Genomic DNA, 12216 nt, shown 5'->3' on the forward strand with positions numbered 1-12216 from the left:
GAAATGGAGAAGCTTTCTGAATAACAGAAAGCTTTTCTTTTTCAAAAGGAGTGGACGATGGAACAATATAATCTGAAGCTTTCCGAGCGTTTAATAGCAGTAGCTGAATTTCTTCCTAAAAGGGCCAAGTTTGCGGATATTGGTTCCGATCATGCGTACTTACCTTGTTTCGTATGTTTACATGATGAACAAGCATTAGCAATAGCAGGTGAAGTAAATCGCGGCCCATTTGAAAGCGCACAAAAGAACGTTTCAAAGCAAGGCCTAGAGGAAAGAATTGTAGTTAGACTTGGAAATGGATTGGAAGTTATAAATGAAGATGATCATATAGAGCAGATCGTCATTGCTGGTATGGGTGGAGGGCTCATTACAAACATTCTCGATAAGGGTGTAGAGAAACTTTCCACGGTAAACCGTTTAATTCTTCAACCCAACGTTGATGCAAGGCAAATCAGGGTATGGCTTAATGAACATCAATTTGATCTAACTGCTGAAAGAATCTTGGAGGAAAATGGTCATATCTACGAGATTTTAGTTGCAGACCGCAATGGAGTACATCCATACAAGTCCGAAATGATAGAGAAGCAATTACTGTTGGGGCCTTATTTAATGGAAGAAAAATCTTCCATATTCTTAAAAAAATGGCGGGAAGAAGCTAGTAAATTAAAGCTTGTAATTGAACAAATGAAGCAAGCAGCCCAACCTGACGAACAAAAAATCAAGAAATTTACACAAGAATTATCTTGGATTGAGGAGGAATTAAACCATGGTTGATGTACCAACGAATTCGCTTATTTTTAGGCTGATTGAGGAATTAGCTCCAAAAGAGAAAGCTTATTCTTGGGATAATGTTGGTTTACAGATTGGTTCAGCTAATCAAAAGGCAACTAAAGTGATGATAACCTTGGATGTAGTAGAATCTGTTGTGGATGAAGCAATAGAAAAAGACGTAAATCTTATTATTGCACATCACCCTTTGTTTTTTAATCCATTAAAGCGAATCAATGTCGATACTCCTGAAGGAAAAATAATATCTAAATTAATTCGCCATGACATTACAGTTTATGCCGCACATACGAACCTTGATGTTGTTGCATCTGGAGTAAATGATATGCTTGCGAAGCGCTTGAAACTTCAAAACAATAAAACACTTATATCTTTAGGGAAAGAAAGAATGTACAAATTTGCTGTTTACGTTCCTACTAGTCATATTGAAGCGATAAAAAACGTTATTGGTGATGTAGGTGGCGGGGAACAAGGGGATTATTCCCACTGTTCATTTGAAATAAAGGGAATAGGTTCCTTTAAACCAATTAAGGGGGCTGACCCATATATTGGCAAAGTAGGAGAAATCACTAAAGTGGATGAAGCGAAGATTGAAGTGCTGGTCACGGAGAGTAAGTTGAATGAAGTAAAGAAAGCAGTCTTAAAAGCACATCCTTATGAAGAACCGGCTTATGATATCATAGAGTTGGCTAATGAAGGCGCGGAGTACGGTCTGGGTAGAATCGGTGACCTATCGGAGAGAATAATCCTCGATGATTATGTTAAGTTGATGAAACAACAGCTAGGTCTCAATCATGTGCGGGTAGCCGGTAATCTTGAAAAAGAGATTAAAAAAGTAGCTATTATTGGAGGAAGTGGGGAAAAGTATATACACCAAGCAAAAAGAGCTGGCGCTGATGTATATATCACAGGAGATCTTGGCTTCCACCAAGCCCAAACAGCTATTCAAATCGGATTGGCTGTTATTGATGCTGGACATTACATTGAAGAGATAATGAAAGAGGAAATCAAAGACTATCTACAAAAGAAATTAGCGTCAAATAATGTGGAAATTATAGTTTCCGATACGAACACTGATCCATTTCAGTATATATAAAAGAAATTAGTGCAAGGCAAAGAAGGAGTACAAATAATGAGAAATTCAAACTTCGAATCTTTAGGTATAGGGTCCGATATACTTCAGGTAATTGATCAATTACAATTTAAAAAACCAACAGAGATACAACAAAAAGTAATTCCTCCAATTTTAGCAGGAGAGAGTGTAATCGGTCAGTCTCGTACTGGATCTGGGAAAACACATTCTTTTTTATTACCTCTTTTTCAACAATTGGATAGCACGAAGCAAGAAGTACAGTTTGTTATCACAGCTCCAACAAGAGAATTGGCTACCCAACTTTATGAAGAAGTTAAAAAAGTGATCAGTTACGCTGGAAAGGATGGAGTCTGGAGTAGTAAATTATTAATCGGTGGAACTGATAAACAGAAAATGATTGACAAGTTAAAAACCCCACCTCATATTGTTGTAGGGACGCCTGGAAGAATCTTGGATATGGTGAAATCTGAAGCATTGTCCATTTATTCCGCTAACTCATTTGTTGTAGATGAGGCAGATCTCATGCTTGATTTAGGGTTTATCCAAGAGGTTGACCAGTTGTTGGTAAGAGCTAAAAGTGATATTCAAATCCTAGTTTTCTCCGCAACAATTCCTGAGAAGTTGCAACATTTCTTTAAGAAATACTTGGAAAATCCTACCTATGTAAAGATTGAAGAGCATTTTTCTCCAGAAACGATGGAGCATCGTTTTATAGCTTTGAAACATCGTGACAAAGGAGAGCTGATCAAGGGAATTTCCAATACAATCCAACCTTATCTTGCATTGATCTTTGCTAACGGAAAAAAGGAAGCAGATTCCTTAGTTGACCAATTGTTAAGTGAAGGCTTGAATGTAGGAATCATCCATGGTGGTCTAGCTCCAAGAGAGAGAAAACGTGTTTTAAAAGAGATACAAAATTTACGTTATGAATATGTTGTCTGTACGGATCTCGCTTCCCGGGGCATTGATATTAAAGGGGTCAGTCATGTAATAAACGCTGATTTACCAAAGGAAGAAGAATTTTATATCCACAGGGTTGGTCGTACTGCAAGGGCGGGATTAGAAGGAACTGCAATTAGCCTTTATACTGAAGAAGATCTCCCATTAATTGAAAAGCTAGAGAAAAAAGGGTTGCAGATTTCCTATGTAGATATTAATAATGGAGAATTTGTTGAGGCCAAGCCTTGGAATACAAGAAAATTAAGGAAAAATACTTCCACGAACCTTGAAAACGAAGCTTGGAAGCAAGTGAGGAAAGTTAAGAAAGTGAAGCCTGGTTATAAAAAGAAAATGAAAAAAGAACAAGAAAATATAAAACGAAGATTAGGCAACAAAAAATATAAAAAGAAATAATTATATATAGGAGAGGTGTAAGATTTGTTGAAAATTGGTTCACATGTTTCCATGAGTGGAAGCAAAATGCTCTTAGGCTCAAGTGAAGAGGCTATTTCCTACGGAGCGAATACGTTTATGATTTATACAGGAGCACCACAGAATACGAGAAGAAAGCCCATTGAAGAATTGAATATAGAAGCTGGAAAAAAACATATGGAAGAGCATGGAATTTCAGATATCATTGTACATGCTCCATATATAATAAATATCGGTAATACACAAAAGCCAGCTACCTTTGAACTTGGAGTGAATTTCCTTCGTAGTGAAATGGAACGCACACAAGTAATCGGGGCTAACCAGATTGTCCTCCATCCAGGTGCACATGTTGGGGCAGGGGAAGATGAAGGGATAAAGAAGATTATTGAAGGCTTAAATGAAGTATTAACGAGAGAACATCAGGTTCAAATCGCCTTGGAAACGATGGCAGGAAAAGGATCTGAAATCGGTAAAACTTTTGAAGAGCTTGCACGCATAATTGATGGAGTCACGTTCAATGAAAAGTTATCTATATGTATGGACACGTGTCATATACATGATGCAGGTTATAATATTGTAGATGATTTTGATGGTGTATTAAATGAATTTGACAAGATTATTGGTGTCGACCGAATTAAGGTTGTTCATGTTAATGACAGTAAAAACCCTCGAGGAGCTAGGAAAGATCGACATGAAAATATAGGATTTGGCCATATTGGTTTTGATGCTTTGCATTATATCATTAACCATCCTCAGTTGAGTGAATTGCCGAAGATTCTAGAAACACCTTATGTTGGTGAGGATAAGAAGAACAAAAAGGCTCCGTATAAACATGAGATTGAAATGATTAAGGATGGAAACTTTAATTCGGAGTTGAAAGAACTAATTATGCAATAATAAATAGACGCAAGCACTCATGATTGGGTGCTTGCGTCTATTTTATTTGAAATAATCCTCAAGTCCATAGCTTTTAACTATTTGTTCGAATAACAATTTAGCTTTACTTGCTGTTTGCTGATCTGTTATCTCTGCTAATTTTACATATGCCTCATCCATCGCTTGTTTGGAAAAGATGTCAAGGTCACTTGATTGTAAATAATGCAATATATGGTGAGCTTCCTCTCTTGTTATTGAAAAACCATATTCTCCTGCGTAATGTAAGAGTTCATTGACAGTAAGCTGTCTTAACCTGTTTTTAACAATTTCTTTAATAAAAAAAGACATGTTCCTCCTCCTTTTTATCCTTCTATACGTAAGTTATGCAGGACCACACCCATTCTTGCCAGGAAATAACATCATAAGTATGCTTTGATTCCATAAAATAAAGATGCACCAACTATAAGAGGAGGTCAAACTATGGATGAAAATAAACGAAGCTCCGACATCCAGCCAGCTCCGCATCGAGGCGAAGATAACGACAAACGCAGATATGATGAAGAATACGCAGCAGAAATTGTAGGTCGGGATGTTGGTGTAAATAAAGGAACAGAGACCATCAGCACCTATGGATGGATAGGGATTGTCTTATCCTTTCTTTCCTTTTTAATATGGCCGCTATTATTGGCTGTAGCGGGAATTGTCCTTGGGTTTATGTCTCGTAGTAAAGGCGCTGACACACTAGGTAATATTGCAATAGGTATTGGTGTGCTATCCATCATACTTCGACTATTCATATAACCGAAGAATGTAGAAGAGGTTGTTCACGCAACCTCTTTCTTATGCTAATTATTAGAAATCATTGTATAATGGAAAGTAGTAAAATGAATGAGGAATTATTGTCTCGCTTGTGGTACCCGGGTTCAAGTATTCGAAATCAGATACAATTTTATCGATATCAAGTTCATCCATTTCATTAATCGATTCTGTAATGGAAAGAACTGTATCACCTGGTTTTACCTTAATATGAGCAATCTGATAGTCGGTATGAACATTTGATTCAGCTGGTTTATCATGCGTTACAGATTTAGGTTTTGATAAGTCATCCATTACACTCAAAATGATCAAGAAAAATAATAAAATCAAAGAAAACCTCTTTAAAGCGGACATATTATCACCTTTTTATTTGAAACAAATTTAAAATGTAATACGTAGTACTACTGAAAGGGGGAATTGTTATGGCGATATTTGATTATGAATGGATTGGGTTAATTATTACTTTCTTTGGTACACTTTTTTTGATTGGTGAAGTATTAGTTAATATGCGCGGATTCTTTGCATTACTTGGAGTTGGCTTTATTTCCGTTTATTTTGGTGCTTATGCAGGAACTGATTCGGTTATACTTATGCTTATTATTTATTTTGTTGGATTAGTACTGATCGTTATAGATGGTAAAATAGTTAATGATGGAACTCTTGCCACCATCGGGCTCGTAACCATGTTAACAGCAGTAGGTGTTGCAGCCCCTGACTTGACTACTGCGTTATATGCTATCATTGGAGTGATAATCGGAACTGGAGGTGCCTTTTTCTTTCTCAAAGTATTCAAAAAGAGAGAGATGTGGACGAAAATTGCTCTTAAAGATCAGCTTAGTAAAGAGGCTGGGTATAATTCCATGAACATGGAGTATCAAAAGCTGCTAGGAGAAGAAGGAATTACAATGACCGATTTACGTCCTGTGGGGACGATTAAGGTCAGAGGAAAAACATACAGTGCTCAATCAGATGGAAAATGGATCAAAAAAGATACAAAAGTTACTGTAGTAACCGTAGATGGTACAAAAATACAAGTGGAAGAAAGTTAATATGCAGTTAATATCAGGAAATGCTTAACCCTATTAGGGTAAGCATTTTTTTTGATATTATTCAACAATTAAGTGTCGAATAATGATTATTAATAATAAAAAATGGATATTGTATTAAAATAAAGTAAAATATATAAACAACACTTTACAAATTGGTACATTTAATTTAATAATAGATAGGGTGATTTCGAAAAGAATGTATTTTATGCTCGAAAGGATGAATATGATTGGACATTGATTTACAGTCGCTTATATTTGAATTTATTGGTGGCTTAGGGATATTTCTCCTAGGTATTAAATTCATGGGAGACGGGCTACAACGTACGGCTGGAGATAGACTAAGGGACATTCTTGATCGATTTACAAGTAATCCATTCTTAGGCGTACTAGCAGGGATTGTAGTAACAGTATTAATTCAAAGCAGCTCTGGAACGACAGTTCTTACCGTCGGACTAGTTAGTGCAGGATTTATGACGTTAAGACAAGCTATTGGTGTAATTATGGGGGCAAACATTGGGACTACAGTTACTGCATTTATCATTGGGATTGATATCGGTGAATATGCACTACCTATAATAGCGGTTGGTAGCTTGTTGATTTTCTTCTTTAAGAACCAGAAAGTAAATGCAATCGGACAAGCAGTATTTGGATTCGGTGCATTATTCTTTGGACTGGAACTCATGAGTAGCGGAATGAGTCCACTACGGTCGTTGGAAGCTTTTCATGAATTAACAGTCAGTATGAGTGACACACCTGTTTTAGGAGTCGTAATAGGAACTGTATTTACATTAATTGTTCAAAGCTCATCAGCAACTATTGGTATTCTGCAAGGGCTATTTGCAGAAGGTGCCATCGAACTAAAGGCTGCCTTGCCAGTGTTGTTTGGTGATAACATCGGAACAACCATTACAGCAATTTTAGCTTCTTTAGGTGCTTCAATAGCAGCAAAGAGAGCAGCGTTAACTCACGTTGTCTTTAACTTGATTGGAACAGTTATTTTTCTGGTATTTTTAGGGTTATTTACTTCCTATGTTGCATTTCTACAAAGTCAATTATCATTAAATCCTCAAATGACTATTGCATTTGCTCATGGATCATTCAACATTCTCAACACGGTTATTCAGTTTCCGTTTATCGGTGGTTTAGCGTGGTTGGTTACCAAATTGATTCCAGGTGAGGATACAGTCATTGAATATAAGCCAAAGCATTTAGACCCACTAGTAATACAACAATCTTCTTCTCTTGCATTAGAACAAGCCAAAAAAGAAGTAGTGCGCATGGGAGAGTATGCTTATCATGGGCTGGATGAAACGTTGAAGTATACGACAACTTCTGATAAGAAGCATTCAGAACTTGCTATGCAGATTGAGGGAGCGATCAATAACCTTGATCAAAAAGTAACGGAATATCTTGTTGATATATCTGCAGATTCCATGACAAAAATGGAACGAGATAAACACACATTTTTAATGGATAGCGTACGAGATATTGAACGGATAGGAGACCATTTCGAAAATATTATAGAACTGAACGACTATAGAATTTCACATAAAGTCAATTTGACTGAACAAGCAATGGAAGATTTGAATGTGATGTTTGACTTAACAATTCTAACGGTCAAACAAGCGGTAAAGAGTCTTGAGAATAACGATAGAGAAGCAGCACTAGAAGTTGTTCGTAAGGAAGATCAGATTGACCAAATGGAAAGAAACTACCGTAAGAAACATATCATTCGTGTAAATGAAGGATTATGTAGTGCAACAGCAGGTATTGTATTCGTTGATATGCTCAGTAATCTAGAACGCATTGGTGACCATGCGGTTAATATTGCAGAAGAGATATTAGAAAAAGAAAATTGATGCATTAAATTATGAGGAGGGTTTCCTCCTCATAATTTAAATGCATTTTTTTAATTTATCATGTATAATAAGTCTTGGATATTTTTTAATGTACTACAGGAAAATTGACGAAAAGACAAAAAGATGTTGACATATTTCTTCCTACATGATAAATTATATCTTGTTGACTCTTAAAATTAATTCTTATTCCACAGTAGCTCAGTGGTAGAGCAATCGGCTGTTAACCGATCGGTCGTAGGTTCGAATCCTACCTGTGGAGCCATGGCGGCGTAGCTCAGCTGGCGAGAGCGTACGGTTCATACCCGTGAGGTCGTGGGTTCGATCCCCTCCGCCGCTATAAAGGAAGGCTAAGAAGCTAGGTCTTGTAAATGATACTTGCTTCGATGCCGAAATTAGAAAGTTTGAGAACGCGATGACGCGTTCTCGGCTATCTAATAAAGTTTAGAAATATAAACACAGAGCCACGTATCTTTCGACATTAATCTGCATGATGTTTTATTTATACAAAAGCTAGTAATCTTACTATGATGGCGGTCGTGGCGAAGTGGTTAACGCACCGGATTGTGGCTCCGGCATTCGTGGGTTCAACTCCCACCGGTCGCCCCATATATTTATAAAACGGACCCTTAGCTCAGTTGGTTAGAGCTATCGGCTCATAACCGATCGGTCGCAGGTTCGAGTCCTGCAGGGTCCACCATTTTTTATTCGGAGGTATACCCAAGTCTGGCTGAAGGGGTCGGTCTTGAAAACCGAAAGGCGGGTCAAACCGCGCGGGGGTTCGAATCCCTCTACCTCCTCCATTACATATATTTAAAACATAAAATTATTGGCTCGGTAGCTCAGTCGGTAGAGCAAAGCGTAAACCTCATTGGATATTCTTCTTTGTAGCTTTGCGAGGAGTGCTGCATCGTTGCATGTGCTTGCAACACGACGAGCAACAAACATCTATGAATTTGCTTCGAAACCATTATGAAGCGAGAAACAAACTCTATATAAATACTATAAAGGCTCGGTAGCTCAGTCGGTAGAGCAACGGACTGAAAATCCGTGTGTCGGCGGTTCGATTCCGTCCCGAGCCACCATTTGAACAACAAGCTTATTGCTTGTTTTTTTATTTAATAATTATTATTTATAACTGCTATAAAAAGCACTACTCGAGAAAAGTGGAAGATAATCGAACTGAAGAATTCCAATTGAGGCAACAACTTTAAATTTGGTTAATTTATAGCTTTGATTAAAATTGTTTAAAATAATAAATTAGGTGCATAAAATTTGCAACAATTTTTAAGCTTTGATACGCTACATATATAGGTAATAAATATATTTTTAGGGAGGAAGATTAGATATGGCAAAATTTGAATTACCAGAATTACCGTATGCATATGATGCACTAGAAAAATCATTTGACAAAGAGACTATGAACATTCATCATACGAAACACCACAATACGTATGTTACAAACCTTAACAATGCACTTGAAGGGCATGCTGACCTACAAGAGAAGTCCCTTGAAGAGCTGATCAGCAACTTGGATGCAGTACCTGAAAGCATTCGCACGGCTGTCCGTAACAATGGTGGAGGACATGCTAACCATAGCTTGTTCTGGGAAATCCTATCTCCTAATGGTGGTGGAGAGCCTACTGGTGAATTAGCTGATAAAATTAATGAGAAATTTGGCAGTTTCGACAAGTTCAAGGAAGAATTCTCAACTGCAGCAACTGGCCGTTTTGGTTCAGGTTGGGCATGGCTAGTCGTTAACAATGGTGAACTTGAAGTTACAAGTACTCCAAACCAAGATTCTCCATTAATGGAAGGGAAAACTCCACTTCTTGGTCTTGATGTGTGGGAGCATGCATATTACTTAAGATATCAAAACAAACGCCCTGACTACATTGCATCTTTCTGGGATGTTGTGAACTGGGAAGAAGTTTCTAAACGCTATAATGAAGCTAAATAAATAATTCTTTGAAACGTGGGGAACTTTTCCCCGCGTTTTATTTTTACGGTGAAAATTAATAAGTCCTCTATTACATCTACTGTTATTATTAATCCTTCAAAATTTCATCGAAAATAACGAAAATGTTAAGATACTATGGTAAAATAAAATGATAATAAACTGTAAAAAAATTAACAGAGGGGAATCATTATGAAAGAAAAGAAGAAAAAAAGAGCACAGCTTCCCTTTCGAACGAATATTATCTTTTTCATTATCTTCTTATTGTTCTCTGCCCTTATATTCCAGCTAGGGGTTGTGCAAATATTGAATGGGGAGGAATTTCAAGAAGAAATTGACCGGACTATTCAAGACATAACTAAGATACCAGTGCCGCGTGGGAAAATTTATGACACGAATGGCAATCTTGTAGTCGATAATAAGGCGTTATATTCCATTACATATACGCCGCCAAAAGGTGTGCAAGCACAAGATAGACTGGAAGTTGCTGAAAAACTAGCAGAATTTATTTCAATGGACAGCAAAGAATACTTAGACAAGATTACTGATCGAGATATACGGGAATATGTTTATCTTAAGGACCTTGAAAAAAACGAAGGGAAAAGTACTGAAGAACAGGAAGAGACTTATGAAGAACGTATTCCTGATGAAAAAAAGGAAGATCTCTCCAATGCTGAACTATACCGTCTAGTTTTGGATTCTATACCGGATGAAGATGTAGCTGTAGAGAACTTTACGAAACAAGAGCTGGAAGTAATCCGAATCAAAAAGGAACTTGATAAAGCTTATTCTCTAACACCGCAAATTGTAAAAAATGAAAATGTAACCCCAGAAGAATATGCACTCGTCTCGGAAAATCTGGATAAATTACCTGGAATTAATGCTACGACGGATTGGGATCGGGAGTATCTATATGATCAAACACTCCGCGGCTCCATTTTAGGAAATGTTACTTCCCATGAAGCCGGTATTCCAGCAGATGAAATTCAGCAGTATATGTCTCGTGGTTATAGTAGGAATGACCGGGTAGGGACGAGTGGTTTAGAAAAACAATATGAGGAAGTTCTAAGAGGAAGAAAAGAACAAATAGAATATACAACAACCAAAACAGGGGTAATCATTGACTCGGAGACGATAGTGAAGGGTGAAAGAGGAAAGGATCTTGTCCTTACCTTGGATATGGAATTTCAACAAGAAGTTGACAGGATTCTAGAAGAGGAATTGGAGAAGGCAATTAAGCTTGATCCATATAATAACAAATTTTTAAATGACGCCTTAGCAGTAGTCATGAATCCGCAGACTGGTGAATTGATTTCCGTATCAGGAAAGACATATAATCGTGAAAAGAATCAAGTTGTAGACGCGGCGAATAAAAATCTTCAAGCAACCTATCTTCCAGGCTCAAGTATTAAGGGAGCGACAGTTCTTGCAGGATTTCAGTCGGGAGTAATTAAACCTGGAACAACTTATTATGATAAACCGATACAAATTAAAGGTACACCACCAAAAAGATCTTTAAACCCAAATATTGGTTATGCAAATGATATTAAAGCACTAAAACAATCATCCAACGTTTATATGTTCAATATTGCTTTACAAATGGGTGGAGAAACACGTATTCCTTTCCCGAATAATAGTCCTACGTCTATTGATATTAATGCGTGGCAGGAATTCAGAAATTATTTCCGTCAATTTGGACTTGGAGGTCCCACTGGAGTAGATTTTCCATATGAGGAACCAGGATTAGTTGGTAAGTCCGAACCGAATGCCGGTCTACTAATGGACTTTGCCATTGGCCAATATGATCAATATACTACATTACAACTAGCGCAGTATGTATCAACCATTGCAAATGGTGGTTATCGGGTTCGTCCGCATTTTGTCAAAGAAATTAGGGAACCTATTGCATCTCAAGAAGAATTAGGTCCTGTTTATAAAAGTATTAATACGGAATACTTGAACCGAATTCAAATGAGCGAATCTGAATTGGCACGTGTTCAAGAAGGTTTTAGACAAGCATTTCAATCGCAAGGTGGAACTGCATATAGCTATTTTGCAGGGAAAGATTACGATGCTGTTGGAAAGACCGGTACTGCGGAACATTCGGTTTGGGAAAATAAAGTTGAATATAAAACAATTAACCGAAGTATTGTTGGTTATGCTCCTCAAGACGATCCCGAAGTAGCTTTTGCGGTAATTGTACCTAATATTGGTATTAATGCCAAAGAAGATGGGAATGTTAGTAATCGGATAGCTGAACGTATTCTTGATACTTATTTCGAAATGCAAGAGGCAGATGAGGAAGATTCAGAGGATGGCTCAAATGAAGATAGTGATGAGTAATTTTATTATCTCATCCTATCTATCCTTCAAATTAGATTTTTCGTAAAATTAACACTGTTTTAATAATCT

Annotated in this window: 11 protein-coding genes and 6 tRNA genes; 15 read left to right on the forward strand and 2 right to left on the reverse strand. The window is 37.2% G+C overall.

Annotation, left to right across the window (positions count from 1 at the left end):
- The first annotated feature begins 57 nt into the window (after nt 1-57).
- From M3210_RS00390 to M3210_RS00405, 4 genes are read left to right on the forward strand one after another with little or no spacing between them, the layout of a single operon-like run.
- On the forward strand, nt 58-774 hold the full coding sequence (locus tag M3210_RS00390) for a tRNA (adenine(22)-N(1))-methyltransferase (protein WP_251510085.1): 717 nt from the start codon (nt 58-60) through the stop codon (nt 772-774).
- A complete protein-coding gene (locus M3210_RS00395; RefSeq protein ID WP_251510087.1) occupies nt 767-1882 on the forward strand; it encodes a Nif3-like dinuclear metal center hexameric protein in 1116 nt (371 codons plus the stop codon). The genes M3210_RS00390 and M3210_RS00395 overlap by 8 nt, the downstream gene beginning before the upstream one ends.
- A 36-nt stretch (nt 1883-1918) precedes the next feature.
- Nucleotides 1919-3232, forward strand: coding sequence for a DEAD/DEAH box helicase (locus tag M3210_RS00400; protein WP_251510088.1), 1314 nt, complete (start codon nt 1919-1921; stop codon nt 3230-3232).
- Nucleotides 3233-3256: 24 nt separating this feature from the next.
- The gene (locus M3210_RS00405; RefSeq protein ID WP_251510089.1) at nt 3257-4147 is read left to right on the forward strand and encodes a deoxyribonuclease IV; all 891 of its coding nucleotides are present in this window, start codon (nt 3257-3259) and stop codon (nt 4145-4147) included.
- A gap of 42 nt (nt 4148-4189) precedes the next feature.
- Here M3210_RS00405 and M3210_RS00410 read toward each other — a convergent pair whose 3' ends face one another.
- Nucleotides 4190-4474: a DUF2624 domain-containing protein gene (locus M3210_RS00410; protein WP_251510090.1), complete on the reverse strand. Its 285-nt coding sequence runs from the start codon at nt 4472-4474 to the stop codon at nt 4190-4192.
- A 132-nt stretch (nt 4475-4606) separates the two neighbouring features.
- On the opposite strand from M3210_RS00410, the gene M3210_RS00415 reads away from it, so the two are divergent.
- On the forward strand, nt 4607-4927 hold the full coding sequence (locus M3210_RS00415; RefSeq protein ID WP_251510091.1) for a hypothetical protein: 321 nt from the start codon (nt 4607-4609) through the stop codon (nt 4925-4927).
- Nucleotides 4928-4978: 51 nt separating this feature from the next.
- Here the strand turns inward: M3210_RS00415 and M3210_RS00420 are convergent, their stop codons facing one another.
- Nucleotides 4979-5272 (reverse strand): hypothetical protein, encoded by a 294-nt coding sequence (locus M3210_RS00420; protein ID WP_251510092.1) that lies wholly within the window; start codon nt 5270-5272, stop codon nt 4979-4981.
- Between the two features lie 92 nt (nt 5273-5364).
- Here M3210_RS00420 and M3210_RS00425 point away from each other — a divergent pair, with 92 nt between their 5' ends.
- From M3210_RS00425 to M3210_RS00470, 10 genes are all read left to right on the forward strand, one after another.
- Entirely contained in the window at nt 5365-5991 is a 627-nt protein-coding gene (locus M3210_RS00425; RefSeq protein ID WP_251510093.1) for an NfeD family protein, read from the forward strand.
- A gap of 227 nt (nt 5992-6218) precedes the next feature.
- On the forward strand, nt 6219-7850 hold the full coding sequence (locus tag M3210_RS00430; RefSeq protein ID WP_251510094.1) for a Na/Pi cotransporter family protein: 1632 nt from the start codon (nt 6219-6221) through the stop codon (nt 7848-7850).
- A gap of 187 nt (nt 7851-8037) precedes the next feature.
- Nucleotides 8038-8112: transfer RNA gene (locus M3210_RS00435), tRNA-Asn, on the forward strand.
- A gap of 1 nt (nt 8113) precedes the next feature.
- Nucleotides 8114-8187 (forward strand) — tRNA-Met (locus tag M3210_RS00440).
- Nucleotides 8188-8380: 193 nt separating this feature from the next.
- A tRNA-His gene (locus M3210_RS00445) sits at nt 8381-8456 on the forward strand.
- A gap of 14 nt (nt 8457-8470) precedes the next feature.
- A tRNA-Ile gene (locus M3210_RS00450) sits at nt 8471-8547 on the forward strand.
- Between the two features lie 10 nt (nt 8548-8557).
- Nucleotides 8558-8650: transfer RNA gene (locus M3210_RS00455), tRNA-Ser, on the forward strand.
- A 206-nt stretch (nt 8651-8856) separates the two neighbouring features.
- Nucleotides 8857-8932 (forward strand) — tRNA-Phe (locus M3210_RS00460).
- Between the two features lie 263 nt (nt 8933-9195).
- Nucleotides 9196-9807: a superoxide dismutase gene (locus M3210_RS00465; RefSeq protein ID WP_251510095.1), complete on the forward strand. Its 612-nt coding sequence runs from the start codon at nt 9196-9198 to the stop codon at nt 9805-9807.
- 189 nt (nt 9808-9996) lie between these two features.
- Nucleotides 9997-12147 carry a peptidoglycan D,D-transpeptidase FtsI family protein gene (locus tag M3210_RS00470; protein WP_251510096.1) on the forward strand — a complete coding sequence of 717 codons (2151 nt, stop codon included), beginning with the start codon at nt 9997-9999 and terminating at the stop codon, nt 12145-12147.
- The last annotated feature ends 69 nt before the right edge of the window (nt 12148-12216 follow it).

The sequence above is a fragment of the Oceanobacillus luteolus genome (genome assembly GCF_023715655.1).
Taxonomy (GTDB): Bacteria; Bacillota; Bacilli; order Bacillales; family Amphibacillaceae; genus Oceanobacillus; species Oceanobacillus luteolus.

What these genes read in the sequence shown, in the direction of transcription:
- M3210_RS00470 (WP_251510096.1), top strand. Translation starts at nt 9,997, where the DNA reads ATGAAAGAAAAGAAGAAAAAAAGAGCACAGCTTCCCTTTCGAACGAAT.
- M3210_RS00395 (WP_251510087.1), top strand. Translation starts at nt 767, where the DNA reads ATGGTTGATGTACCAACGAATTCGCTTATTTTTAGGCTGATTGAGGAA.
- M3210_RS00390 (WP_251510085.1), top strand. Translation starts at nt 58, where the DNA reads ATGGAACAATATAATCTGAAGCTTTCCGAGCGTTTAATAGCAGTAGCT.
- M3210_RS00465 (WP_251510095.1), top strand. Translation starts at nt 9,196, where the DNA reads ATGGCAAAATTTGAATTACCAGAATTACCGTATGCATATGATGCACTA.
- M3210_RS00425 (WP_251510093.1), top strand. Translation starts at nt 5,365, where the DNA reads ATGGCGATATTTGATTATGAATGGATTGGGTTAATTATTACTTTCTTT.
- M3210_RS00400 (WP_251510088.1), top strand. Translation starts at nt 1,919, where the DNA reads ATGAGAAATTCAAACTTCGAATCTTTAGGTATAGGGTCCGATATACTT.
- M3210_RS00415 (WP_251510091.1), top strand. Translation starts at nt 4,607, where the DNA reads ATGGATGAAAATAAACGAAGCTCCGACATCCAGCCAGCTCCGCATCGA.
- M3210_RS00410 (WP_251510090.1), bottom strand. Translation starts at nt 4,474, where the DNA reads ATGTCTTTTTTTATTAAAGAAATTGTTAAAAACAGGTTAAGACAGCTT.